This window comes from Streptomyces sp. NPDC017890 (assembly GCF_044328675.1).
In the GTDB taxonomy this organism is placed as follows: domain Bacteria; phylum Actinomycetota; class Actinomycetes; order Streptomycetales; family Streptomycetaceae; genus Streptomyces.
This window is the reverse complement of record NZ_JBIRHU010000005.1, coordinates 202,833-227,711: the sequence shown is the minus strand read 5'-3', so window position 1 is coordinate 227,711 and position 24,879 is coordinate 202,833. Positions and strand designations below refer to the sequence as shown.

Annotated in this window: 23 protein-coding genes and 1 riboswitch; of the genes, 10 read left to right on the top strand and 13 right to left on the bottom strand. The window is 73.4% G+C overall.

Annotation, left to right across the window (positions count from 1 at the left end):
- Nucleotides 1-72: 72 nt before the first annotated feature.
- Entirely contained in the window at nt 73-1,005 is a 933-nt protein-coding gene (gene fmt / locus ACH4F2_RS09035) for a methionyl-tRNA formyltransferase (RefSeq protein WP_398132028.1), read from the bottom strand.
- 324 nt (nt 1,006-1,329) lie between these two features.
- On the opposite strand from fmt, the gene ACH4F2_RS09030 reads away from it, so the two are divergent.
- Nucleotides 1,330-1,893 (top strand): hypothetical protein, encoded by a 564-nt coding sequence (locus ACH4F2_RS09030; protein WP_398132027.1) that lies wholly within the window; start codon nt 1,330-1,332, stop codon nt 1,891-1,893.
- Between the two features lie 280 nt (nt 1,894-2,173).
- Here the strand turns inward: ACH4F2_RS09030 and ACH4F2_RS09025 are convergent, their stop codons facing one another.
- The 5 genes from ACH4F2_RS09025 to ACH4F2_RS09005 form a co-directional block, all read right to left on the bottom strand.
- The gene (locus ACH4F2_RS09025) at nt 2,174-3,127 is read right to left on the bottom strand and encodes an ROK family glucokinase (RefSeq protein WP_398132026.1); all 954 of its coding nucleotides are present in this window, start codon (nt 3,125-3,127) and stop codon (nt 2,174-2,176) included.
- A gap of 54 nt (nt 3,128-3,181) precedes the next feature.
- Complete coding sequence (locus ACH4F2_RS09020; RefSeq protein WP_398132025.1) at nt 3,182-3,733, bottom strand: DUF5304 domain-containing protein; 552 nt, start codon at nt 3,731-3,733, stop codon at nt 3,182-3,184.
- Nucleotides 3,734-3,790: 57 nt separating this feature from the next.
- On the bottom strand, nt 3,791-4,972 hold the full coding sequence (locus tag ACH4F2_RS09015) for an ArsA family ATPase (protein ID WP_398132024.1): 1,182 nt from the start codon (nt 4,970-4,972) through the stop codon (nt 3,791-3,793).
- A 139-nt stretch (nt 4,973-5,111) separates the two neighbouring features.
- Nucleotides 5,112-5,552 carry an SRPBCC family protein gene (locus tag ACH4F2_RS09010; protein WP_398132023.1) on the bottom strand — a complete coding sequence of 147 codons (441 nt, stop codon included), beginning with the start codon at nt 5,550-5,552 and terminating at the stop codon, nt 5,112-5,114.
- Nucleotides 5,553-5,687: 135 nt separating this feature from the next.
- The gene (locus ACH4F2_RS09005) at nt 5,688-6,485 is read right to left on the bottom strand and encodes a metallophosphoesterase (RefSeq protein ID WP_398132022.1); all 798 of its coding nucleotides are present in this window, start codon (nt 6,483-6,485) and stop codon (nt 5,688-5,690) included.
- Between the two features lie 310 nt (nt 6,486-6,795).
- Here ACH4F2_RS09005 and ACH4F2_RS09000 point away from each other — a divergent pair, with 310 nt between their 5' ends.
- Nucleotides 6,796-8,592 carry an AMP-dependent synthetase/ligase gene (locus ACH4F2_RS09000; RefSeq protein WP_398132021.1) on the top strand — a complete coding sequence of 599 codons (1,797 nt, stop codon included), beginning with the start codon at nt 6,796-6,798 and terminating at the stop codon, nt 8,590-8,592.
- A gap of 121 nt (nt 8,593-8,713) precedes the next feature.
- On the opposite strand, the gene ACH4F2_RS08995 is transcribed toward ACH4F2_RS09000, so the two are convergent.
- Nucleotides 8,714-9,856, bottom strand: coding sequence for a glycosyltransferase family 4 protein (locus tag ACH4F2_RS08995; RefSeq protein ID WP_398132020.1), 1,143 nt, complete (start codon nt 9,854-9,856; stop codon nt 8,714-8,716).
- A gap of 129 nt (nt 9,857-9,985) precedes the next feature.
- Between ACH4F2_RS08995 and ACH4F2_RS08990 the strand changes: the two genes are divergently transcribed.
- Nucleotides 9,986-11,227 (top strand): glycosyltransferase 87 family protein, encoded by a 1,242-nt coding sequence (locus ACH4F2_RS08990; RefSeq protein ID WP_398132019.1) that lies wholly within the window; start codon nt 9,986-9,988, stop codon nt 11,225-11,227.
- Here ACH4F2_RS08990 and ACH4F2_RS08985 read toward each other — a convergent pair.
- From ACH4F2_RS08985 to ACH4F2_RS08965, 5 genes are all read right to left on the bottom strand, one after another.
- Complete coding sequence (locus ACH4F2_RS08985; RefSeq protein WP_398132018.1) at nt 11,184-12,377, bottom strand: hypothetical protein; 1,194 nt, start codon at nt 12,375-12,377, stop codon at nt 11,184-11,186. The two genes, ACH4F2_RS08990 and ACH4F2_RS08985, sit on opposite strands and share 44 nt — an antisense overlap.
- A gap of 55 nt (nt 12,378-12,432) precedes the next feature.
- Nucleotides 12,433-13,464, bottom strand: a complete 1,032-nt coding sequence (locus ACH4F2_RS08980) for an NlpC/P60 family protein (RefSeq protein ID WP_398132017.1) — start codon at nt 13,462-13,464, stop codon at nt 12,433-12,435.
- A 211-nt stretch (nt 13,465-13,675) separates the two neighbouring features.
- Nucleotides 13,676-14,716 (bottom strand): NlpC/P60 family protein, encoded by a 1,041-nt coding sequence (locus ACH4F2_RS08975; RefSeq protein WP_398132101.1) that lies wholly within the window; start codon nt 14,714-14,716, stop codon nt 13,676-13,678.
- A gap of 232 nt (nt 14,717-14,948) precedes the next feature.
- A complete protein-coding gene (locus tag ACH4F2_RS08970) occupies nt 14,949-16,292 on the bottom strand; it encodes an NYN domain-containing protein (RefSeq protein ID WP_398132016.1) in 1,344 nt (447 codons plus the stop codon).
- Nucleotides 16,293-16,357: 65 nt separating this feature from the next.
- Nucleotides 16,358-16,597 carry a hypothetical protein gene (locus tag ACH4F2_RS08965; RefSeq protein WP_395573676.1) on the bottom strand — a complete coding sequence of 80 codons (240 nt, stop codon included), beginning with the start codon at nt 16,595-16,597 and terminating at the stop codon, nt 16,358-16,360.
- A 157-nt stretch (nt 16,598-16,754) separates the two neighbouring features.
- Here ACH4F2_RS08965 and ACH4F2_RS08960 point away from each other — a divergent pair, with 157 nt between their 5' ends.
- From ACH4F2_RS08960 to ACH4F2_RS08930, 7 genes are all read left to right on the top strand, one after another.
- A complete protein-coding gene (locus ACH4F2_RS08960; RefSeq protein ID WP_398132015.1) occupies nt 16,755-17,543 on the top strand; it encodes a rhomboid family intramembrane serine protease in 789 nt (262 codons plus the stop codon).
- Nucleotides 17,540-17,821, top strand: a complete 282-nt coding sequence (locus ACH4F2_RS08955; RefSeq protein ID WP_100044201.1) for an Lrp/AsnC family transcriptional regulator — start codon at nt 17,540-17,542, stop codon at nt 17,819-17,821. The genes ACH4F2_RS08960 and ACH4F2_RS08955 overlap by 4 nt, the downstream gene beginning before the upstream one ends.
- Before the next feature lie 123 nt (nt 17,822-17,944).
- Entirely contained in the window at nt 17,945-18,259 is a 315-nt protein-coding gene (locus ACH4F2_RS08950; protein WP_398132014.1) for a small secreted hydrophilic protein, read from the top strand.
- Complete coding sequence (locus tag ACH4F2_RS08945; protein WP_398132013.1) at nt 18,180-19,670, top strand: ATP-binding protein; 1,491 nt, start codon at nt 18,180-18,182, stop codon at nt 19,668-19,670. Before ACH4F2_RS08950 ends, ACH4F2_RS08945 begins: the two co-directional genes overlap by 80 nt.
- A 19-nt stretch (nt 19,671-19,689) precedes the next feature.
- Entirely contained in the window at nt 19,690-20,352 is a 663-nt protein-coding gene (locus tag ACH4F2_RS08940) for a response regulator transcription factor (protein WP_345595790.1), read from the top strand.
- A gap of 91 nt (nt 20,353-20,443) precedes the next feature.
- Nucleotides 20,444-21,859, top strand: coding sequence for an SLC13 family permease (locus tag ACH4F2_RS08935; protein ID WP_398132012.1), 1,416 nt, complete (start codon nt 20,444-20,446; stop codon nt 21,857-21,859).
- Nucleotides 21,860-21,915: 56 nt separating this feature from the next.
- Nucleotides 21,916-23,124, top strand: a complete 1,209-nt coding sequence (locus ACH4F2_RS08930) for a glycerate kinase (protein ID WP_398132100.1) — start codon at nt 21,916-21,918, stop codon at nt 23,122-23,124.
- Here ACH4F2_RS08930 and ACH4F2_RS08925 read toward each other — a convergent pair.
- Entirely contained in the window at nt 23,073-24,446 is a 1,374-nt protein-coding gene (locus ACH4F2_RS08925; RefSeq protein WP_398132011.1) for an aminotransferase class V-fold PLP-dependent enzyme, read from the bottom strand. The genes ACH4F2_RS08930 and ACH4F2_RS08925 overlap by 52 nt on opposite strands.
- Before the next feature lie 195 nt (nt 24,447-24,641).
- Nucleotides 24,642-24,758, bottom strand: a riboswitch (SAM riboswitch).
- Between the last annotated feature and the right edge of the window lie 121 nt (nt 24,759-24,879).

Sequence of the window (24,879 nt, the reverse complement as noted above, 5' to 3'; positions counted from 1 at the left end):
TGCTCCGGGTGTGGGGTGACGTGCGCCCACCAGCGTACGCCGGGCCGGTGAACGGTGATGCGCGGGCGCTGGTCAGCCGCCGAGCAGCTCGCCCTCGGTGATCCGCACGCCGCGCGCCCAGTCCGCGGCCCGCATCGGCTTCTTGCCCTGGGCCTGCACCCACAGCAGCTCGACGGCGTACGAGCCGGTGCCGACGTACACGTTGTTCTTGCCGGCGGCGAGCTGTCCCGGGGCGAGATCCGTCCGGTCGGGTACGGGACGGGCCTGCACGAGCTTGAGCCGCTCGCCCCGGAAGGTGGTCCAGGCGCCGGGGGCCGGGGTGCAGCCGCGCACCACCCGGTCGACGCGCAGCGCCGGGGCGGCCCAGTCGACCCTGGCGTCCTCGACGGTGATCTTCGGGGCGAGGGTGACGCCGTCGGCCGGCTGCGGCACGGCCTCGAGGCTGCCGTCCTCGATGCCGTCCATGGTGGCGGCGAGCAGCCCGGCGCCGGCGAGGGCGAGCCGGGTCAGCAGGTCACCACTGGTGTCGGTGGGCCGGACGGTCTCGGTGACCGTCCCGTAGACGGGGCCGGAGTCCAGGCCCTCCTCGATGAGGAAGGTGGACGCGCCGGTGATCTCGTCGCCGGCCATCAGCGAGTGCTGCACCGGGGCGGCACCGCGCCAGGCGGGCAGCAGCGAGAAGTGCAGGTTGACCCAGCCGCGGGCGGGCACGTCGAGGGCGACGCGGGGCAGCAGCGCCCCGTAGGCGACGACGGGACAGCAGTCCGGCGCGATCTCGCGCAGCCGCTCCAGGAACTCCGGGTCGCGCGGCTTCGCGGGCTTGAGCACCTCGATCCCGGCCTCCTCGGCCCGCTCGGCCACGGGAGAGGCGACCAGCCGGCGCCCGCGCCCGGCCGGAGCGTCGGGCCGCGTGACGACGGCGGCCACCTCGTGGCGCCCGGAGGCGATCAGGGCGTCCAGGGCGGGAACGGCGACCTCGGGGGTACCGGCGAAGACGAGCTTCATGGGTGGGACGGGCCTCTCGGGCGGGGGCGGATGCGGGCGACGCACCAGTCTACGAGCCCGCGCGCGAGGGAAAGCCGCCGACGGCGCTGCACCCCGCCGCGGAGCCCGGCGCGGGTGGGAGACCGCCGAGGCTGCGGGTCGAGGCCGCGTGTCGAGGGCGCGTGGGCGCGTGGGCGAGGGGGCGCGGGCGAGGGGCGCACGCATATGCCGCCACGCCCCCACCCCGTGACCAGCGGAGCGCCCACGCGTTGGTCAAGGAAGAGTTGACCACCGGGCCGCCCGCGCGGCCCGATTCCTTTCAACGCCGGTTCGAGAGGCTTGTTCATGGCCGACCACGCAACCCACGACGCCCAGGCTCGGGCCAGCCTGCACTTGCTGGTGCGGGACATCGAGCGGGTCCGCCGGCAGGTGGACGCACTGCGCACCCTCACCGCCCAGCTGGGCAACGTCTACCGCCCGCGCCGCTCCGGCCCCTCCACGGGCTTCGTCGTCTACGGACGCGCCCCCGCCCCGACGGTCCGTCTCGCCCAGGAGCTGCGGGACAGTGTCGAGACCCTGGTCACGGCCGCCGTGGACTTCGACCGTTCGCTCGGTTTCTCGTGGGACGCGGTGGGCTCGGCGCTCGGCGTCACCAAGCAGGCGGTGCACCGCCGCTACGGCTCGCGCCGCGCCACGGCCACCCAGGCCGCGCCCGCCGCCGAGTCCCCCGAGCACGTGCCGGAGCCGACGGCCGCCCGCGCGGTCAACGTGGGCTCCGCCGTGCCCACCGTCCCAGTCGTCCCCACGGTCCCGGCGGCCCGTTCCATGCCGACCCAGCCGACGGCGGGCAGTCCGGCCCTGCGCGACGACGTCCGGCCGACGGCCTTCCCCGGCCCGCGCAACGGCTGAACCGCGACGGCACAGAGGCGGGGGGGGGGGGGGGGGGGGGGGGGGCGGGGGGGGGGGGGGGCCGGGGGGGGGGGGGGGGGGGGGCGGGGGGGGGGGGGGGGGGGGGGGGGGGGGGGGCGGGGGGGGGGGGGGGGGGGGGGGGGGGGGGGGGCGGGGGGGGGGGGGGGGGCCGCCGGGGGCGGGGGGGGGGGGGGGGGGGGGGGGGGGGGGGGGGGGGCGGGGCGGGGGGGGGGGGGGGGCCCGCCCCCCCCCCCCCCCCGCCGGCGCGTGTGACCGTGCCCTACATGATCGGGTCGGGCTCCCTCGCCAGGTCGGCCGCGCCGACCAGGCCGGCCTTGTTGCCGAGCTGGGCGGCGATCACGTCCGCGACCGGTCGCCAGTTGCCGCCGACCAGCCACCGCTTGTACGACTTGCGGATCGGGTCGAGCACCAGGTCTCCCTCGTCGGAGAGGCCGCCGCCGACGATGAAGGCGGACGGGTCGAAGAGGGACGCCAGGTCGGCGAGGCCGGCGCCGGCCCAGCGGGCCAGTTCGCGGTAGGAGTCGACGGCGACCGGGCAGCCCTGGCGGGCGGCGACCGAGATGTGCTTGCCCTCGATGCCGTCGGGGGTGCCGTCGCCGAGCGCGAGGAGCACCTCGGCGCGCTCGGGGGTGGCGTTGGCGCGCTGCTTGGCGTAGCGCACGAGGGCGCGGCCGGAGGCGTACTGCTCCCAGCAGCCCTGGGAGCCGCAGCCGCACAGCAGGCCGTCCGGCACCATGCGGATGTGGCCGAACTCGGCGGCCACGCCGAAGTGGCCGCGGCGCAGCTTGTTGCCGATGATGATGCCGCCGCCGAGGCCGGTGCCGAGGGTGATGCAGATGACGTTGCGGTGGCCCTTGCCGCCACCGAACTTGTACTCGCCCCAGGCCGCGGCGTTCGCGTCGTTCTCCACGACGACGGGGAGGCCGACGCGGGCCTCGACCTTCTCCTTGAGCGGCTCCTGGCGCCAGTCGATGTTGGGCGCGAAGTAGACCGTGGAGCGCTGCCGGTTGACGTATCCGGCGGCGCCGATGCCGACGCCGACGATCTCGTGCCCCGCGCGCGCGCCCTCCACCGCGGAGGCGATCGCGTCCACGATGCCCTCGGCCGTGCCCGGGGTCGGCACCTTGTGGGTCGAGAGGATGTTGCCTTCCTCGTCGACCACGCCGGCCGCGATCTTCGTGCCGCCGATGTCGACGCCGATGGTGAGTCCCATGAATCCCTCAGTTCGGTCGAGCCCCGCTATGGCCAACCGTACCCGAGGGGAGTGTCAGTCCAAGTCGATGCGCTGCCCCGGGCCGGTGCCCTCGTCGCCTTCGTCGCGTCCGTCGCCGCTTCCGTCGTCGCGCTGTTCGTCCAGGTCACGGGGGTCGCTGGAGTCCCGGGGGGTGTCGTTTTGGCCGGCGGGCCCGGCGGTCCAGCGACGCTCCTGGTTCTGGACGGCGGAGCGGTAGGCGGCGAGGATTTCGCCGCCGGCGGCCGCGAGGTGGTCGAAGACGTCCGGATTGCGCTCGATGACCGGTTCGACGGCGGCCTTGGCCTGCTGGACGACCTGCCGGACCACCTGCTGGGCGGCCGGCCCGGCGACCTGGCCGAGCAGCGGGGACTGGAGGCCGGACAGCTTCTCCGCGACGGTGTCGACGAGCCGGCGCAGCTCCTCGGCGGCCGAGCCGGACGGGGTCCCGTACTCGGCCCGGCGGCGGGCCTTCTCCGCCTCCAGGTCCTCGGCGCACGCCGTCGCCCAGGCGTCGGCGTCGGTGGCCCGCACCGCGTCGGCCTCGTCGGGGCGGGCGGCCTCGGACGGGGGGAGCTCTTCGCTCATGACGGACTCCTGACTACGGTTCGTCCTTACGACGTTACCCGAAGGGGCGCGGCGCCTTCAGCGGCTCTGCGGCCACAGCCGCGGGTCCGGCCTGAACCGGACGGCGAGGGTGCCCTCCCGCAGCGCGGCCCCGTCGACGGTGCAGCGGCGCAGCGCGGACGGCAGCGGGGCGATCCTGCTGAACGGTCCGGCGGTGACGACCAGTTCGTCGCCGCGGCGGATCAGGTCGAGTTCGTCGCGTATGGCGCCGGGCAGGGGGATGTGCCAGACCAGCACGCCGTCCTCGGCCAGCCGGTCGGTGACCGGCCACTCGACCGGGGAGACGTCGGGGTTGACGCCCGGCGCGTCGAGGGCGGCGAGGTCGTCCGTGCCGCGCGGGTCGCGTCCGAGGTGGGCGACGGTGCGGACGTCGTACGTGCCCTGCCACTCCTCCAGTGCCTTGCGCTGCTGGGCGAGGGGGCCGGTGAGCCAGCTGTCCGCCGGGATGTCCTCGGGCAGGACGCGGCTGGCGACCAGCAGGTCGGTGCGCAGGCCGCGCAGGGCGAGGCCGAGGGTGGCGGAGCGGACGGCGTCCACGCCGGCCGGGCCGGGCTCGGCGACCAGCCGTACGACGGTGTTCCGGTCGGCGAGGACGGCTTCGGCGGCGGCGAGTTCCAGGTCCCAGCGGGCGGCGGCCTCGTAGAGCGCCTCGGCGGGCATGGGGACGCCGGCGAGCCGGCCGAGGACGGGGCGCAGGGCGCGGGCGGCCTGCCGCTCGGGCGGGAGGAGACGGCGCAGGTAGCGGCGCAGTTCCTCGGGCAGGGCGAGCAGCGCGAGGGCGCGCGGCGTGGGCGGGAGGTCGACGACGAGGAGTTCGTGGCGGTCGGGGCCCTCGGCGAGGGCGGCGTCGCGCAGAGCGCGCAGCAGGGCGAGTTCGTCGGCGCCGGGCAGGGGGGTGAGTTCCTCGGGGTCGAGGCGGCCGGCGCCGAGGAGGTCGAGCGCGGAGGCGGCACGGTCCTGGAGGGTGGCGAGGCCGTCCCGGAACCCCTGCGCGGCGTCGGGCCGCCAGGCGGTGAGGCGGGGCTCGACGGTGATCGGCGCGGGGCCGGTGCGCACTGCGAGCACGGCGCCGAGGGTGTCGTCGCGGCCGCCGCCGAGGAGCAGGGTGCGGGTGCCCTGCCGGGCGGCGGCGAGCGCGGTGGCGGCGGCGACGGTGGTACGGCCGCTGCCGCCGGGGCCGGTGATCAGGATGGTGCGCATGAGGCTGAACGGTACCTGGGGTGTCTCTCCCCCTCCCGGCTTCGTTCGGGCGGGGAAGAAGCCCCCACCGCCCGCCCGGGCCGGCCGTGCCGCCCCTGGGAGACCTCCGGGCCTTCCAGGGGCGGCACGGCTGCGAGGGCTACTTCTCCCCCGACTCCACCCGCTTCTTCAGTCCCGCCAGTGCCCGGTCGATGATGACCTTCTCGGCCTTGCGCTTGATCATGCCGAGCATCGGGATCTTGACGTCGACGGTGAGCCGGTAGGTGACCTCCGTGCCCGCGCCCGCCGGCCGGAGCAGGTAGGAGCCGTCGAGGGAGCGCAGCATCTGGGACTTGACCAGCGTCCAGGACACCTCGTGCTCACCGGCCCAGGTGTATCCCAGCGTCTGGTCGTCCTTGATCGCCCCGGCGTCCATGACGAGCCGGACCTGCTCGGCGCGCCCCTGCGCGTCGGTCGCGAGGACCTCCGCCTCCTTCACCTCGCCGGTCCAGTCCGGGTAGCGGGCGAAGTCGGCGATCACCGCCATGACGTCGGCCGGTGCCGCCTCGATCATGATGCTCGAGCTGGTGTGTTCCGCCATCGCCGTGGCTCCTCCGGATGCGGGCCGGTACTGAGGTCGTCGTGCGCCCGTGGCGCGCACGTGTGCCGCGTGCAGGCTATCGCGCACGGACACGGCCGATGTCACCACCCACCTGCGCAGGTGTCCCCGAAGCGTTCACCACTCCAGCGCCCACGGCCGCCCCGTCGACGCGAAGTGCCCCACGTTCACGCACTCGGTCGCCCCGATCCGCATCCGCCGCGCCAGCGGCTGGTGCACGTGCCCGAACAGGGCGTAGCGGGGACGGGTGCGGCGGATCGCGTCCAGCAGCGCGCGGCTGCCCCGCTCGAAGCGCCGCGCCACCGTGTCGTAGACCAGTTCCGGCACTTCCGGCGGGATGTGCGTGCACAGCACGTCCACCTCGCCGACGGCCTCGATCTTCGCCGCGTACTCCTCGTCGCCGATCTCGTACGGCGTGCGCATCGGGGTGCGCAGGCCGCCGCCGACGAAGCCGAAGACCCGGCCGCCGATCTCCACCCGCTCGCCGTCGAGCACGGTGGTGCCGGGGCCGGCGTACTCGCGCCACAGGGGCGGCATGTCGACGTTGCCGTAGGTGGCGTACGTCGGGGTGGGGAAGGCGGCGAACATCTCGGCGTACTGCTTGCGCACCGCCCCCTCGATCAGCTCCCGCCGGTCCCCGCCGACGCCCGCCCACAGCCGCGCCCCGAACTCCCGCGCCTCCGTGAAACGGCGGGCGGTGCGCAGTTCGACGATGCGGTCGGCGTTGGCGGTTCCGAACAGGTCGGGAAAGATGCCGCGCGAGTGGTCGGCGTAGTCGAGGAAGAGGACCAGGTCCCCGAGACAGATCAGGGCGTCGGCGCCCTCGCCGGCCCTGGCCAGGTCGCGGGCGTTGCCGTGGACGTCGCTGATCACATGGACGCGGGTTGTCGTGTTACCGGCCGGTGTGGATGCCATGGCGATCAAGCGTAAGGAGCGCGCACCTGCTGTGAACAGTGGCGGCCGGACCTGCGGTTACTGGCTGGTCGGCCGATCTGTCGACTACTGTGCGCAAAGCAAACCCCATCTGTGTGACGCAGCGAACATCTCGCGGGGACCCCCTGTCGGAGAAGCCATACCGGCGGGTAACGTCCGGGCAGTCCAGTCGTGCTCTGGATTTCAACATGTGAATCCCGCATGAGTTGTCCCGAGCACTTGCCCGAGCCTTGGACCGCACCGTCGCATCGCACAACGTCGTGGCGCCGGCGCCTTATGAGGAGCAGCAGTCTTGCGCGAGTTCAGCCTTCCGGCTTTGTACGAGGTCCCCGCGGACGGAAACCTGACCGACATCGTCCGCAGAAACGCCGCGCAGCACCCGGACGTCGCTGTCATCTCCCGCAAGGTGGACGGCGTGTGGCAGGACGTGACCGCCCGTGACTTCCTCGCCGAGGTGTCCTCCGCCGCCAAGGGCCTCGTCGCCTCCGGCGTCCAGCCGGGCGACCGGGTCGCACTGATGTCCCGTACGCGCTACGAGTGGACCCTGCTGGACTTCGCGATCTGGAGCGCGGGCGCGATCACCGTGCCGGTGTACGAGACCAGTTCGCCCGAGCAGGTGCGGTGGATCCTCAGTGACTCGGGCGTCACGGCGTGCGTCGTGGAGTCCGCCGGGCACGCCGCCGCCGTCGAGTCGGTGCGCGAGCAGCTGCCCGCCCTCAAGCACGTCTGGCAGATCGACGCCGGAGCCGTGGAGGAGCTGGGACGCCTGGGCCAGGACGTCACGGACCGGACCGTCGAGGAGCGCGGCTCGATCGCGAAGGCCGACGACCCGGCGACCATCGTCTACACCTCCGGCACCACCGGCCGCCCCAAGGGCTGTGTGCTCACCCACCGCAGCTTCTTCGCCGAGTGCGGCAACGTCGTCGAGCGGCTGCGCCCGCTGTTCCGCACGGGCGAGTGCTCCGTGCTCCTCTTCCTTCCCCTCGCGCACGTCTTCGGGCGGCTGGTGCAGGTCGCGCCGATGATCGCGCCGATCAAGCTGGGCTGCGTCCCGGACATCAAGAACCTCACCGACGAACTGGCCGCTTTCCGGCCCACGCTGATCCTCGGCGTGCCGCGCGTCTTCGAGAAGGTCTACAACTCGGCGCGCGCCAAGGCGCAGGCCGACGGCAAGGGCAAGATCTTCGACAAGGCCGCCGACACGGCGATCGCCTACAGCAAGGCCCTGGACACCCCGTCCGGCCCGTCCCTCGGCCTGAGGATCAAGCACAAGGTCTTCGACAAGCTCGTCTACTCCAAGCTCCGCACGGTCCTCGGCGGGCGCGGCGAGTACGCCATCTCCGGCGGCGCCCCGCTCGGCGAGCGGCTCGGTCACTTCTTCCGCGGCATCGGCTTCACGGTCCTGGAGGGCTACGGTCTGACCGAGTCCTGCGCGGCCACCGCCTTCAATCCCTGGGACCGGCAGAAGATCGGCACGGTCGGCCAGCCGCTGCCCGGGTCCGTGGTGCGCATCGCGGACGACGGCGAGGTGCTGCTGCACGGCGAGCACCTGTTCAAGGAGTACTGGAACAACCCGGCCGCGACGGCCGAGGCGCTGGCCGACGGCTGGTTCCACACCGGTGACATCGGCACCCTCGACGAGGACGGCTACCTCTCGATCACCGGCCGCAAGAAGGAGATCATCGTCACCGCCGGCGGCAAGAACGTCGCCCCGGCCGTCATCGAGGACCGCATCCGCGCGCACGCGCTGGTCGCGGAGTGCATGGTGGTCGGCGACGGGCGGCCGTTCGTGGGCGCGCTGGTCACCATCGACGAGGAGTTCCTCGGCCGCTGGTGCGCGGACCACGGGAAACCGGCCGGCTCGACCGCGGTGTCGCTGCGCGAGGACCCGGATCTGCTCGCGGCGGTCCAGGACGCGATCGACGACGGCAACGCGGCCGTCTCCAAGGCGGAGTCGGTGCGGAAGTTCCGGGTGCTGTCGGCTCAGTTCACCGAGGAGTCGGGGCACTTGACTCCGTCGTTGAAGCTGAAGCGGAGTGTTGTCGCCAAGGATTACGTGGACGAGATCGAGGCGATTTACTCCAAGTAGGGGCGTCCGCCGGGGTGCCGGGTTCGGTGCGTCGGCGGCTTTCCGTCCGTTGTGGCTGGTCGCGCAGTTCCCCGCGCCCCTGAGCGGAGTGCCGTCCCCGGTGTGCCGAAGGAACCCTGCGTCAGAGCAACGCCTTCAGGTGTTCTGCCAGCAGGTCCCAGCGCCACTTCTCCTCGACCCAGGTGCGGCCCCGCTCGCCCATCCCACGGCGCAGCTCCGGGTCGGCCAGGAGCGTGACGATGCGGTCGGCGGCCTCTTCGGCAAAGCCGCCCCGAACCACCCACCCCGTCTCGCCGTCGAGTACGGCGTCGGGGGCGCCGCCGGAGTCGCCCGCGACCACGGGCAGGCCGGTCGCGGAGGCCTCCAGGTAGACGATGCCGAGGCCCTCGACGTCGAGGCCGCCCCGGCGGGTGCGGCACGGCATGGCGAAGACGTCGCCGGCGCCGTAGTGCGCGGGCAGCTCGGACCAGGGGACGGCGCCGGTGAAGTGCACGGAGGCGGCGACGCCGGTCTCGGCGGCGAGGCGGCGCAGGTCCTTCTCGTAGGGGCCGCCGCCGACGATCAGCAGGACGGCGTCCGGCTCGGCGGCGAGGATGCGCGGCATGGCCCGGATCAGGGTGTCCTGGCCCTTGCGGGGCACCAGCCGTGAGACGCACACCACCACGGGCCGCTCGGTCAGTCCGAGCCGGGCCCGCACCTCGTCGCCTCCGCTGCCCGGGTGGAAGGTCTTCTCGTCGACGCCGGGCGGCAGCTGCGTCATCCGGGCGGCGGCCCGCGGGGTGAGCGCGCCCGCGATCCGGGAGCGCGTGTACTCCCCGAGGTAGGTGATCGTGTCCGTGGACTCCCCGATCCGGCGCAGCAGTTGCCGGGCGGCGGGCAGCTGGGCCCACCCGGCCTCGTGCCCGTGGGTCGTGGCGACGAGCCGCTCGGCCCCCGCCTTCCGCAGCGCGGGCGCCATCAGCCCCAGCGGCGCCGCCGCCCCGAACCACACCGACGTGCACCCGTGCTCGCGCAGCAGCCCGACGGCCCGCCGGGTCGCGCCCGGCGTCGGCAGCAGCATCGTCGTACGGTCCCGTACGACGGTGAAGGGCTGTTCGGCGTCGAAGGCGGCGGTGGCCTCGATGCCCTCCCGGTCGCGCTTCCAGGTGGAGGCGTAGACGACCAGCCGTTCGGGATCCAGGCGCAGCGCCATGTTGTGCAGGAAGGCCTGGATGCCGCCCGGGCGGGGCGGGAAGTCGTTGGTCACGATCAAGGTCTTGCGCATCGCCGCCGACCCTACCGAACCCCCGTCCGGGTCCGGGGCCCGGCTGCCTCCTGTGGCACACGCACAGGTGTCCGGTCATCATGGCCGCACGGCCCAGCACAGCACGGCACGCGGACGGGCAGGGAGCACGTGGACACGAGGGACGCGAGGCGGTCATCGGCGTGGCTGCCGGTGACCTGGGGCGTCACGCGGCTGGTGCTGCTGCTGTTCGTACTGAAGGTGCTGGTCTTGCCGGGGCCGGACGTCACCGGTGACGTGTCCGTCATCTACCGCGACTGGTACGAGGTCCTGCGCACCGGAACGTTTCCGCACGACGACGTCACCTGGCAGTACCCGCCCGCCGCGGCCTTCGCGGTCCTCTCCCCCGCACTGCTGCCCTTCCTCTCGTACCCGACGGCCTTCTTCGTCCTGGCCTGCGGAGCGGACCTGGCCGTCCTCGCCCTGCTGTGCCGCGCGGGCCGGGGTTCCGGGCGCTCGTCGTGCGGTGCGTGGGTGTGGGTGGCGGGCGTACCGCTGCTCGGTCCGACGGTGTACGCCCGCTACGACGTGATGGTCACCGCCGTCGCGGTGGCGGCGCTGCTGGCCGCCGGCCGGCATCCGCGCGTGGCGGGGGCCCTGGCGGCCCTGGGGGCGCTGCTGAAGGTCTGGCCGGCGCTGGTGCTCCTCGGGATGCGCGGGCGCGCCCCGTGGGCCGCCGCCGTGCTGAGCGGCGCGGGGCTGGCCGCGCTGTTGGCCGTGACGATGCCGGGGGCGTTCGCGTTCCTGACGTTCCAGCGCGAGCGGGGCACCGAGGTGGAGTCGCTGGGCGCGCTGGTCTTCCACGTCGCCCGGCACTTCGGCTGGGACGGCGAGGTGCTGCTCAACTACGGCTCGGTCGAGTTCCTCGGCCCGTACGTGGGCACGGTGAGCACGGTCGCCCTCGCGCTCACCGCCCTGGCCTTCGGCGGGCTGCTGCTGTGGCGGGCGGCGGCCTCGCGCTTCGCGGCGCACACGGCGGCGGACGCGGCCTTCGTGGCGGTGCTGGTGTTCACGGTCACGAGCCGGGTGCTCAGCCCGCAGTACATGGTGTGGCTGATCGGTCTCGCGGCGGTCTGCCGGTGCTACCGGGCGAGCCGGATGCGGGTGCCGGTCGCCCTGGTGCTGGCGGCGAGCCCGGTGACGGTGCTGGAGTTCCCGCTCTTCTTCGCCGAGGTCGTCGCCAGTGACCCGCTCGGCGTCGCGCTGCTGTTCGTCCGCAACGGCCTGCTGGTCGCCGCGGCGCTCGTCGCGGCCCGCGCCCTGTGGCGCGACACGGTGCCGCACAAGGCCCGGGGCCGGTGCGGCCGGCTCAGCCGAACTCCGCCCGCAGATACTCCCGCCACCGCGCCGTGAACTCCTCCGGCCCCGTCCCGAGCACCTCGTTCATCGCGTCCTCGGCCGCGCCCGCGCGGTCGTCGTGCGCGCCCACGGCGCGGTAGAAGGCGTCCAGGCGGTCCTCGCCCCACTGGTCGGCGATCATCCGGCAGGCCAGCCAGCCGCCCTCGTAGGCGCGGGCCAGTTCGTCCGCGTCGGCGGTGAAGCCGAAGTCCTCGTCGGTCGGCAGCCCGGCGGGGACCCGCCCTGCCGACACCGCGCCGGCCATCTCGGGCGCGGCCTCGGCGGGGGCGCGGCCGCTGCCGCGGTAGCCGACCCAGTCGGCGTAGCCCTCCGACAGCCACAGCGGGGTGGCGGCGGTGGTGTCGGCGCGGGTGGCGACGTGGGTGGTCTCGTGGGTGAGCACGACCTGCTTGCCGAGGGTGCCGAGCAGCCCGTACGCGTCGGGGTTGACGATGATCCGGTCGGCCGGGGCGCGCTCCCGGCCGCCCGTCTCTCCGGTGGTGACGGCCGCGATGCCGCGGTAGGACGAGGCGGGGGAGCCGAGCAGCCCCGCCATGTCCTCCAGCGAACCGGGCACGAGCACGACGACCCGCCGCGCCCAGTCGCCGTCCCAGGCGTCCGACACGGCCGGCACCGCCCGGTCGGCCAGGTCCGCGTAGCCGCGCAGCGCCCCGGTGGGCTGCCCGACCCCGAGCACCAGGCTGTGCTCGCCCCGCACGACCCGGACCACGCCCTGGTCCCACGGCTGCTGGCCGGACCGCTCTGCGGGCCGGTCGGAGTCGACGGACCACCGCCCGTCCGCACCGTCCCGGCTCAGCCGCACGGTGCGGGCGGCGGTGACAGAACCCCGGTCGTGGCCCTCGAAGCGGTAGCGGAGCTCGACGGCGGCGGTGGCGGTGGCGCCGGTGCGGTCCACGTCCCCCACGCGGTACGACCACTCGGCCAGCGGCACCGCGCTCAGGTTGTCGAAGCCGGCCCCGGTGCCGGTGCGCGTGTAGGCGGCCCGGTCGTGGTCGAGGACGGCCGCCGCCCGCCGGTCCAGCACCCGCTGCACCTCGGCGCGGGCGGGGTCGGCGGCGGTCCGGCCGCCGCAGGCCACGAGGGAGACGAGCAGCAGGCACAGCGCCACCACCGAGGAACCCGGCACCCGCCTTCGACCAGCCATCCTCCCGATCGTACGGGCGCCGGCCCGCGGGGCGCAGAGGAACCGGGCGCGGAGGTCAGACCCGGGTGACCGACGAGACCGGCATCATGCCGACCGGGTCGTAGCGCACGGGGGCGCCGGGGTAGGGCGCGTGGATCACCTGGCCGTTGCCGACGTACATGCCGATGTGGCTGGCGTCGTCACGGTAGGCGACCAGGTCGCCGGGCTGCGCCTGGTCCAGGGACACCCGCTGCCCGGCGCCGGACTGCGCCTGCGAGGTGCGCGGCAGGCCGATCCCGGCCTGTGCGTACGACCACTGGGTCAGGCCCGAACAGTCGAAGCCGGTCGGCCCGTTGGCACCCCAGACGTAGGGCTTGCCGAGGGCGGAGCGGGCGGCGGCGACGGCGGCCGCCGCGCGCCCGGAGGCGGGAGCGGCGTCGCCGGGGACGGCCGGGTCGGTGCCGGCGGCCAGGCCGGTGCGGCCGGAGCGGGATCCGCGGTCGTAGGCGGCGCGTTCGTCGTCCGGGAGGGAGTTGAGCAGCCGGCGGGCTTCGGCGAGCTTTCGCTCCACGGTCTTCTTGTGGGCGGCGACCGCCTTGCGGCTCTTCTCCAGTTCGGTGAGCTTCTCGCCGGCCTCGGCCCGGTCCTGGGCGAGGTCGCGCATGGCCCCCTCGAGTTCCCTCAGCTCACCGGCCTGGTGGGTGGTGATCCGGTCGAGCACGGAGGCCTTGTCCAGGTAGTCGTCCGGATCGGCGGAGAGCAGCAGTGCCAGCGCCGGGTCGACGCCGCCGGAGCGGTACTGGGCGCCTGCCAGCGAGCCGAGTCCGTCCCGCAGGGTGTTGATCCGCGCCTGCTGCCGGGCGATCGAGTCCTGCGCGGCGTCGATCTCCGCCCGCAGGGCCTCGGTGCGCGCGTCGGCCTTGTTGTACGCCTCGGTCGCCTGCTCCGCCTCCGTGTGGAGCCGGTCCACCTCCGTCCGCCGGTCGTCGTGCGGGCTGGCCGTGGCCGGTACGGCGCCCAGTACTGCGGCGGCGACGGACAGCAGGCCGACGGCGGCGACGGTGCCGCGGTCGAACCCGGTTGGTGCAAGGCGGCGATGGGACCCCACGGGAAGCCGCACTCCTTCCGCTGGCGGACAGGGAAACGCGGCAGACAGTAACCCCGCGGCGGGGCACCAGCCAACGACCTCGGGGGCCGCGCAGCACGACGCCCCGCCGCTGACGCAGGTCACCGGCGGGGCGGGGGTCACAGGGCCGCGCCGTGATTCGCCCGAACGGGCGGCATGGCGCGGGTGATTTCAGGTTTGGAAGGGGGTCGGCTCAGACCCGCACGCCGAACATGAAGGGGCCGCCGATGGTGCTCATCGACTCGTAGCGGACGACCGTGCCGGTGCGCGGTGCGTGCAGGACCTGGCCGTTTCCGGCGTAGAGGCCGACGTGGTGCAGGTCGTTGAAGAAGAAGACGAGGTCGCCGACCTGCAGCTGGCTCATCGAGGAGATCCGCGTCCCCGCGCCGGTCTGCGCCTCGGAGGTGCGCGGGATGGCGACGTCGGCCTGGGCGTAGGCCCAGCGGGTCAGGCCCGAGCAGTCGAAGGAGGACGGGCCGGTGGCGCCGTAGACGTACGGCGTCCCTATCATGCTCTGGGCGGCGGCGAAGGCCGCGGCGGCCCGGCCGGAGGCGGGGGTCCCGGTGCCGGAGAGGACCTGGCGCTCGCTGCTGCGGGTGGAGCGCTGCTCGTCCTTCTGGAGGGCGGCCTTCTCCTGCGCGGTGAGCGTGTTGAGCAGCTTCTGCGCGGAGGAGAGCTTGCCCTGGACTTCCTTCTTCTTCTTGCCCAGTTCGGTGCGGGTGGAGGCGAGGTCCTTGAGCTTCCCGCCGGCCTCGGAGCGCTGCTGGGCGAGGTCCCGCTGCTTGACCTGGATCTTCTTCAGCGCCTCCACCTGCTGACCGCTCAGCTGGTCGAGCGTGGAGGCCTTGTCCAGGTAGTTGTCCGGGTCGGCCGAGAGGAAGAGCTGGAGGGAGGGGTCGATGCCTCCGGTGCGGTACTGGGCGCTGGCCATCGAACCGAGGCCGTCGCGCAGCTCGTTGAGCTCCTCCTGGCCGCGGGCGACGTTGTCCTGGATCACGGAGATCTCCTTCTGGAGCTTCTCCTGCTTCTCCTTGGCGCCGTTGTACTTCTCGGTGGCCTGCTCGGCCTCTTGGTAGAGCTTGTCGACCTTGGCCTTGACCTCGTCCTTGCTCGGCTTCTCACTCGGAGCGGCGTTGGCGGCCTGAGAGCTGAGAGCGACAGCGGCGGCGGCAGCGGTGGTGAGCACGGTCACGCGCGTGCGGCTCGGCTGCTTGGGACGACGGTGGGACGCCACGGAGACGAGCTCCTTCTTGAGAGGGATCACCCGTGCGAGGGTTCGATGGCTGACCCTAGTGACCCACTCGTGATCAGTTCAAATCCTCTGCCGAAAAATCCCGGTTACGCACCGCATTCTTTGCCACAACTCACCTGCAGTGACCCTTACTTGACGCTACGTTGCGTGACGGTTCCGTCAATTCGGGCATAGAGCGCCTACGTTGCGGTTGACACGAAAGTGAACCAGGAGGCTAGGAAAGCCGCTTGAGGAGCACCACGGACGCCACCGGGCGTGCGCCCGCCCGGGCCACCCCGTCGGCGACCTCGCGGTCGGTGGAGACGACGATGACCGGCCGGCCCGGCGGCTCGGCCCGCACCAGCTGGCGGATCACCTCGTCGGCGGTGACGCCGGGCTTGGAGAACAGCACCCGCACCCCGCGCGGCGGCGCGAGCAGCACCGGTGCCGCCAGTTCGGCGCCGTCGAAGACGCAGGTCATCTCCGCGCCGGTCTGCGCGGCGAGCTGGGAGAGCTGGCCGAGCAGCCTGAGCCGCTGCTTCTCCAGCGGCATCTGCGGATAGCCGGTCTTGGTGACGTTGTAGCCGTCGACGACCAGGTGCGCCTGGGGCAGCGCGAGCAACTGGTCGAGGATGGCGGGGTCGTTCTCGGACAGCGCACGGGCGGCGATGTCCTTGGGGGTCATCCGGCCGGGCTCGACCGCGTCCACCGTCTCGGCGGGCCGCACCGACACCGGGGGCAGCGCGAGTTCCCTGCGCAGTCCCTGCGTCGCGTCCAGCAGGGTGTCCAGCAGCAGCCGCACCCGCATGTCCTCCACGCTGCGTCCCTCGCGGGCCGCCTTGCGGGTGGCCTCCAGGGTGGCCTCCGCCTCCCCGAGCCGGGTCTTGAGCCGCCGGGTCTCGCTCTCGGCGGCGGACACCTGAGCGTGCCCCTCGGCGCGCACGGCGTCGATCTCGGTCCGGATCTTGCGCAGCGCGGCCTCGCCGCGCTTGACGTCACTGAGGGCGGAGCGCAGCTTGCGGTGCAGCGACTCGGCCTCCTTCTTCGCCGCATCCAGCTCGGCGCGCAGCCGCTCGGTCTCGGTCCTGGTGTGCTCCCTGGCCCGGGCCAGCTCCTCGTGCAGCCGCTCCAGCTCCGCGCGGCTCTCCTCACCGGCGCGCTCGGCGTCCGCGCGCTGCGCCTCCTCGCCGGCGGCGGTCACCAGCTTGACCCAGCCGTGCGGCCGCAGCACGTAGGCCGCGGCCGCCACGTCGAGGGGGTCGGCGGCGGGCGGTGGGGAGCCGGCGTCCAGGGCGTCGGCCAGTTCCGGCTGGGCCTCTCTGAGTTTCTCGCCGATGCGCTGGCGGAACAGGGGGGCGGTCTCCACGGCGGCGGCCATGGCGTTGCCGGCGAACTTGGCCCTGCGGTTCGGGGCGAACCGGGCGTACTGTCTCAGCTGTGCGGGCAGTTCGGCGAGGGTGAGTCCGCCGAAGCCGTCGGACACGATCTGCACGACCCTGCGGCGCACGCCGTCGGGCAGCGGCCGGTCGAGCACCTCGGCGGCGCCGTCGCCCGGCTCCCCGCCCTGTGTCTCCACCATCCGTCACCCCAATGCCTCTGCGCGATCCCGTACGGGATCACCTCATGCGGGGGCCGCTCCCGTCATCAGGAAGCGGCACCCGGCCTGTCCACGAGTTCCACCTGGTCCACGGCGTTGCACCAGCGGCACCGCACCGACTCGATGGTCTCACTGAGTACCTCGCGCTCCTCGACCTGCGGCTCACCGGCCAGATCGAGGTGCACGTACTCGACGACCTTCGAGGCCCGGGTCACGTCGAAGCGGGTGAGGTTGCCGCAGAGGGTGCAGCGCCACCGCGTCGTGTCGGTCGGCAGGGGAACCGTCATCGTGGCTGTTCGCTCTCTTCCAGTGTCGGTGACCCGCCGGGCTCCCCCGGCGCGTGTGGCTCGTAACCCTACGGCCTGGCGGGTACCCGACGCCCGCGTGTCCACGGCGGCGAGGCGGTCCGTACGGTTGTGTCCCGTTACGCCATGCTCTGTGTGCATGATCCGCAACTGGAGCACGGCGGCCCTCAGAACGGTCAGGACGGTCAGGCCGCTCGGCACGGCCCGCACGGCCCGCGCGACCCGCACGGCGCGGGGCCGGGCGGCGCCGGTGACGTACGGGCTGATCACCCTGTGCTGCCTGCTGTTCCTGATCAGCCCGGCGGCGGGCCTGAATCCGGCGTACGGCACCGGGGACGAACTGCTCGCCGCACAGCGTGCCTACTTCCGGCGCTGGGGTGTGATCCCCGCAGAACTGTTCGAGGACTCCCCCGGGTCCGTCCTCACCCCCGCCACGGCGCTGTTCGTCCACGGCAGCTGGGTGCACCTGCTGGGCAACATGCTCTTCCTCCACGTCTTCGGCGCGATGGCCGAGGAACGGATGGGCCGTCTCCAGTTCGCCCTCTTCTACCTCGGCTGCGGCTACCTGGCCCTGCTCGGTTACGCGGGGGCCAACGCCCAGTCCCCGGAGCCCCTGGTCGGCGCATCGGGGGCGATCTCCGCGGTCCTCGGCGCGTTCCTCTTCCTCTTCCCGCGCGCCCGGGTGACCAGCCTCCTGCCCTTCCTCTTCTTCCTGCCGCTGCGCTTCCCCGCCTGGATCGTGCTGCCGTTCTGGGCGGTCCTGCAGTGGATGGCGGCGGGCCGGGCCGGCGACGACCCCGGGGTGGCGTACCTCGCGCACCTGGTGGGCTTCGGGCTGGGCCTCGTCTTCGCGTGGGTGCGGTTCGGGCGTAGGACTAGAGTGAAGAGCGTTCCAGTGACGGCCCCCGAGGGAGAGAAACAGCCGTGATCAGCGCGATCGTCCTCATCAAGACCAGCGTGGACCGGATCCCCGAGATCGCGGAGCGGATCGCCGCGCTGGAGAACGTCAGCGAGGTCTTCTCCGTCACCGGCACCTACGACCTGATCGCCATGGTGCGGGTGAGCCGGCACGAGGACCTGGCGGAGGTCATCCCCGGCCGGATCAGCAAGATCCCGGGCGTGGAGGGCACGGACACCCACGTGGCGTTCCGGACGTACTCGCAGCACGACCTGGAGGCGGCGTTCGCCATCGGACTCGACAACTGATCCCGCTGCCCGGCCTCGATGCGCGATCCCGATGCCTTGATGCCCGATGACCCGACGCCCGATGAAGAGTTCTTCATCCCGTCCTCATCCGGGACGGCGGGTTCCGGGCGCAGGATCGGGGACATGGTCTTCTCTCGCCGGATGGCGGCCCTGGCGGCCGTCGTCCTGATCCCGCTCGGCATCGCCGCGACCAGTTTCGCCCTCACCGACAGTCCGCAGGAACCCAAGGTCCCGGCCAAGGTGGAGCTGGAGAGCGGCTCCCCGACGCCGACACCCGCCTCCTCCTCGCCCGAGCCGACGCCCAGCGACCAGGTGGTGACCCGGCCACCGGTGACCGACAGCCCTCCGGATGACGACGATGACGACGACCGAGGTCAGGACACCAGGGAGACCGGGGACGACCCGGCCGCCGACGACGGACCCGGCGACGACGGCTGACCGCGAGCGCCGCCGTATCTCGGCCCGCGTCCGCATCCTTCTCTGGCTGCTGCTCGTGATGGCGGTCGCCCTCGCCTCGGTGGCCGCGACCACCCGCTCGATCCTGCTGCACGACACCGACCAGCGGATCAACGGCCTGCTCGCGCAGGAGGCCGGCGAGTTCGCCAACTTCGAGGAGCAGGGCTTCGACCCGGCCACCGGCCGCCCGTTCACCGACCCGGGGCGGCTGCTGCGGGTCTTCCTGGAGCGGCAGTACGCCGACCTGGACGAGGAGCTGATCGGCCTGGTGGGCGAGGCGGGCAGCAAGCCCGCGCAGATCATCCAGCAGCGGGAGATCCCGGTCGCCCTGCCCCTGCACGAGGACGCCGACGCCAGGCGCCGCATCTACGCCTCGCCGGACGCCACCGGCACCCTGCACCGGCCTCAGGGCGAGATCCGCTGGGCCAAGGTCACCGTCGCCCGGTACGGCGGCGAACCGGCCGCCGCGTTCGTGGTCGCCTTCCACCCCGGGCGGGAACAGGCCCGCGCGGACGAGGTGTTCCGCGTCCTGCTCGCCATCTCCGGCGTCGCCCTGCTGATGACGACCGGCATCGCCTGGGTGGTCGCCGGCCGGATCCTCAAACCGGTACGGCTGGTGCGGACCACGGCCGCGCAGCTCACCGAGCAGGACCTGACCCGGCGCATCCCGGTGCACGGACACGACGACGTGGCCGCGCTCGCCGAGACCTTCAACGCCATGCTCGACCGGCTGGAACGCGCCTTCGCCACCCAGCGCCGGTTCGTCGACGACGCGAGCCACGAGCTGCGCACCCCGATCACCATCGTGCGCGGCCACCTGGAACTGATGGGCGACGACCCGGCGGAACGCGAGGAGACGGTCCGCCTCGTCACCGACGAACTGGACCGGATGAGCCGCATCGTCGAGGACCTGCTGCTGCTCGCCAAGGCCGAACGCCCCGACTTCGTCACCCCCGAGCCGGTGCAGCTCGCCGAACTCACCGCCGACGTCTACGTCAAGGCCCGCACCCTCGGCGACCGCGACTGGGTGCTGGGCGGGGTCGCCGACCGCGAGGCCCAGCTCGATCCCCAGCGGATCACCCAGGCCATGGTGCAGCTCGCGCAGAACGCCGTGCAGCACACCACCGCCGGCCAGACCATCCGCATCGGCTCCCGCGCCGACGGCACCCGTATCGAGCTGTACGTCGCCGACTCCGGGCCCGGGGTCCAGCCGCAGGACGCCGAGGTCGTCTTCGAGCGGTTCCGGCGCGGCACGGCCCGGCGCGGGGCGCGCGGGACCGGCGCCGGGCTCGGACTGTCGATCGTCAAGGCGATCGCGGAGGGCCACGGCGGGCGGGTCGGCCTGCGCACCACCGAGGGCGGCGGCGCCACCTTCGTACTGACACTGGACTGATTCCGGAAGAGGCACGCCCATGAACCGCATCCTCATCGTCGAGGACGAGGAGCGCATCGCCTCCTTCGTCGAGAAGGGCCTGCGCGCCAACGGCTTCACCACCACCGCCGTCGCCGACGGCGACGCCGCCTACGAATACGCTCTCACCGGCGGTTTCGACCTGGTCGTCCTGGACATCGGACTGCCCGGCCGGGACGGTTTCACGGTCCTGCGCGAGCTGCGCGAGTCCCGGGTGACGACCCCGGTGATCGTGCTGACCGCCCGGGACTCCGTACGGGACACGGTGGCCGGCCTGGAGGGCGGCGCCGACGACTGGATGACCAAACCGTTCCGCTTCGAGGAACTCCTCGCCCGGGTACGGCTGCGGCTGCGTACGGCGGCCAGGGCGCCGGAGGTGACCGTGCTCAGGTCCGGTGACCTCTCCCTGGACCTGCGTACCCGCCGGGCCCGGGCCGCGGAGCGGACGGTGGACCTGACGGCCCGTGAGTTCGTGCTGCTCGAGCTGTTCCTGCGGCACCCCGGACAGGTCCTGTCCCGGGAGCAGATCCTGTCGCACGTGTGGGGCTACGACTTCGACCCCGGCTCCAACATCGTGGACGTGTACGTGCGGGCGCTGCGCAAGAAGCTGGGGGCGCAGCGGGTTCAGACGGTACGGGGCATGGGGTACCGGCTGCCGGGCTGACGTACGTATCGGCCCATCGACCGGCATTTGGTGAAGTTTCCTTCATGTCGGGCTCATTGAGGGCTCACCGCCCGGGAGAACCCTCGATGACGTGACGTTGAACCTCCGCCTCACGGCGGCCCTCTGCGTGGCGCTGTCCCTGTGCGCGCTACTGGCGGTCCCCGGCAACTTCCCCGCGCTCGGCGGGGACGCGCGCCTCACCCTCGCCGTCTTCGCGCTGGCCACCTGCGCCTGGATCGGTACGCCGATCGACGACACGTACATCGCGCTGGGTGCCGGACTCGCGCTGACCGCGACCGGAGTGATCAGCAGCGACACCCTCTTCGGCACCCTCGGCGACGACACGGTGTGGCTGCTGATCTGCGCCTTCGTGCTGGCGGCCGCGGTGGCCCGGACCGGGCTCGCCGGGCGGGCGGCGGCGTTCCTGGTCGGCGGGGCGCGCAGCGTACGGCAGTTGGTGCACCTGACGACGGCCGCGCTGGTCGTGACCGCGTTCGCGGTGCCGGCCACGTCGGGCCGGGCGGCGCTCGCCCTGCCCGTGTTCCTCGCCCTCGCCAAGGCGCTCGCCGACCGGAAACGACTGGTCGTGATGCTGGCGCTGCTGTTCCCGACCGTGATCCTGCTGTCGGCGGTGGCGACCCTGATCGGTGCCGGTGCGCATCTGATCACGGTGTCGGTTCTGTGGGAGTCGACCGGGGACCGGATCGGCTTCACCCAGTGGCTGCTGCTCGGCCTGCCGCTCGCGGTGACCTCCTCCCATCTGGCCGCCGAGACGGTGCTGTTGACGACAACTCGGCGGGCGGACCGCAAGGGCCCCGTCCACATCACCACCGAGGAGATACAGCGGCACAGCGAGAGCCCGGTCACCGGCCCCTGGACGCAGGCGGAGAAGCGGTGCGCCCTGCTGCTGGCCACGGTGGTGGCCCTGTGGTGCAGCGAGCCGCTGCACCACGTCTCGCCCGCGGTCGTGGCGCTGATCGGCGCGGTCGTCGCCTCCACCCCCGCGCTCGGCACCGTACGGCTCAAGGACGCCCTCAAGACCGTGCCCTGGTCGCTGCTTCTGTTCATGGCGGCGACCATGGCGATGGGCGTCGCCCTCGCCGACTCCGGTGCGGCGAGGTGGCTGGTGTCGGGGCTGCCCTCGCACGTCGCGCCGGCCGTCTTCCTCGGCGTGGTGATCGCGATCAGCACCGCGGCCCACCTGGTCCTCCAGTCCCGCTCCGCCCGTTCCTCCGTCCTGGTCCCGCTGGTGATCGCCGCGGCCGTGGGCGCCGGGGTCAACCCCGTCGCCGCCGCTCTCGCGTCGACCGCCGCCGCCGGTTTCTGTCACACCCTGCCGGCCTCCGCCAAGCCGGTCACGCTCTTCTCCGACATCCCCGGCACCCCCACCTACACCCCGCGCGACCTGCTGCGGCTGTCGGCCGTCCTGGCCCCGCTGACCGCCGCGCTCGTGCTGTTCTTCGCCGCCGCCGTCTGGCCGCTGCTCGGCGTACCCGTGACCCGTTGAAGGAGCCCTCCATGTCCGTCGTCCCTTCCCCCTCGCCCGCCTCCTCGGTGCCCTCCCTGCTGGGCCGTGTCGTCGTGGCCCCCAGCGGCTTCAAGGAGTCCCTGTCCGCCCAGGCCGCCGCCGACGCCATCGCGGCGGGCGTCCGCCGGGTCCTGCCCCACGCCGAGATCGACCGCATCCCGCTCGTCGACGGCGGCGAGGGCACGGCCGCCGCGCTGGCGTCCGCGACCGGCGGGCGGCTGGTCGCGCTGGCCGCCACCGGCCCGGTCGGCGAGCCCGTCGGCACCCACTTCGCGCTGCTCGGCGCCCGGGACACGGCGGTGGTGGAGATGGCGGCCGTCGCGGGCCTGTCCCTGGTCCCCCGCGCCCTGCGCGACCCGGGCGCGACGACCACGTACGGCGTCGGCGAGCTGATCCGCGCCACGCTCGACACCGGGGTGCGCCGCGTTCTGGTCGGCTGCGGCGACTCCGGCACGTCCGACGGGGGCGCCGGCGCGCTCCAGGCGCTCGGGGCCCGGCTGCTGGACGCGGACGGCTTCGAACTCCCGCGCGGCGGCCGGGAGCTGATCCGCCTCGCCCGCATCGACCCGTCCGGCCTGGACGTCCGGCTGAAGGACACCGAGCTGCTCGTCGCCTGCAACCCGTTCAACGTGCTGTGCGGCGAGCGGGGCGTGGCCCGGGTGTTCGGCCCGCAGAAGGGGGCGACGCCCGCGCAGATCGAGGAGTTGTCGGCCGGACTGGAGAACTGGGCGCGCGTCGCCACCCGCGACCTCGGTGTCACCGGCACCGACCTGCGAAGCGGCCCCGGCACCGGCGCCTCCGGCGGGCTGGGCGCGGGCCTGGCCGCCGTCGGGGCCCGGCTGCTGCCCCGCTTCGACGTGCTCCTCGACCACCTCGACCTGGACGGCCGCCTCGCCCGCGCCGACCTGGTCCTCACCGCCGAGGGCGCTCTGGACCACCAGACGCCGCGCGGCAAGGTCCCCGCCGAGGTGGCCCGCCGGGCCAAGCTCTACGGCCGTCCCGTCCTCGCCCTGGCCGGCACCCTCGGCGAGGGCGCGCACGAGGTGCCCGGGGTGGACGCCTGCCACGGCATCATGCCGGCACCGATGGCCCTGGCGGACGCGCTGCTGCGCGCCTCCGAACTCCTCACGGACGCCACGGAGCGGGCGTTGCGGATGATCCTGCTGGGGTCACGGCTGCCGGGCCGGACGGCTCAGGCGGCGGAGGTCGTGTCGGGCACGCAACGCCCGTCCTCGGTACGGTAGTTCCACCGGGCTCCGTCGTTCACCAGCTCTTTGACCGCGTCCACGAACCGTTCGACGTGCTCGTCCGGCGTGCCCGCGCCGAAACTGACGCGGATGGCGTTGAGGGACTTCTCGCCGGGCGCCGCCTCGGGGGCGCCGCACTCGCCCTGCGCCTGCGGGTCGCTGCCGAGCAGGGTGCGCACCAGCGGGTGGGCGCAGAACAGGCCGTCGCGCACGCCGATGCCGTACTCGGCGGAGAGCGCGGCGGCGAAGTGGGAGCTGTTCCAGCCTTCGACGACGAAGGAGAGCACGCCGACGCGGGGGGCGTCGTCGCCGAAGAGGGACAGGACGCGCACCTGCGGTACCCCGGCGAGCCCTTCCCGCACCTTGCCGATGAGGTACTCCTCGCGGGCGACCAGCGTGTCGAACCCGGCCTCGGTGAGCGCCTTGCAGGCGGAGGCGATGGCGTAGGCGCCGATGACGTTGGGCGACCCTGCCTCGTGCCGCGCGGCGCTGTCGTGCCATTCCACGTCCACGCCGCCGTCTGCGCGCCGGGTGACGCTGCGGCTGGCGCCGCCACCGGCGAGGTACGGCTCCGCCTCGCGCAGCCAGTCGGCCCGCCCGGCCAGCACCCCGGAGCCGAAGGGCGCGTAGAGCTTGTGCCCGGAGAAGGCCACCCAGTCCACGTCCAGGCCGGCCACCGAGACGGGGTGGTGCGGGGCGAGCTGGGCGGCGTCGAGCACGATCCGGGCGCCGTGCGCGTGCGCGGCGGCGGCGAGTTCGCGTACCGGCCACAGTTCGCCGGTGACGTTGGAGGCGCCGGTGACGCAGACCAGGGCGGGCCCGTACGGCTCGCGGGCGGCGAGGGCGCGCTCCAGGGTCTCGACGGCCTGCGCGGGGGTGCGCGGGGCGTCCAGGAAGGTCACGTCGGCACCCCGCCAGGGCAGCAGCGAGGCGTGGTGCTCGGTCTCGAAGACGAAGACCCGGCAGTCGGCGGGCAGCGCGGCGGCGAGCAGGTTGAGCGAGTCGGTGGTGGACCGGGTGAACACGACCTGGTCCCCTTCCCGGCAGCCGAGGAACTCCGCGACGGCGTTCCGGGCGTTCTCGAACAGGTCGGTCGACAGCTGCGACAGGTACCCGGCGCCCCGGTGGACGCTGCCGTAGTAGGGGGCGTAGGCCGCCACGTCGTCCCAGACCCGCTGGAGCGCGGGCGCGCTGGCGGCGTAGTCGAGGGCGGCGTAGGTGACCTCGCCGCCGGTGACGAGCGGCACGGTGACATCGCCGCCGAGAACGGGCAGAGGAGGACAGACCGACTGGCCGGCGGCAAGGGTGGAAACGGACATGGGGGACTCCCGTGACGTGAGGGCAGGCGACGTCACCACGCGGACCGCGACGGCTCAGGCGTGGGAGAAGCCAGGAAGGTGAGGAAGGACGGTGCGGAGGCGGGGCTCTGCGGCCCTATCGCATTCGCTGGTTCACGGGAGACTCCCTCGGACGACCCAGGACCCCTGGACCCACACTTCCGAGAGCGTGCGAGGGGTCCGCGCTTGCCGTAGACCTCGCTGCCTACGGCCTGGTCTTCACCCGGGGCACCCCGCCACGGACGGAGGGTTGCCGGACAGTCGGCCGGGGCCTGATGACTGTCACTCATGACCTGCCAAGGAACGTACGGGAAAAGATCGGCGTCCCGCAACCCGGGTCCGGATCGCGGGACGCTCGTCACACGGAAAGGCCGTTACGCGTCACACGGAAAGGCCGTTACGCGTCACACGGGAA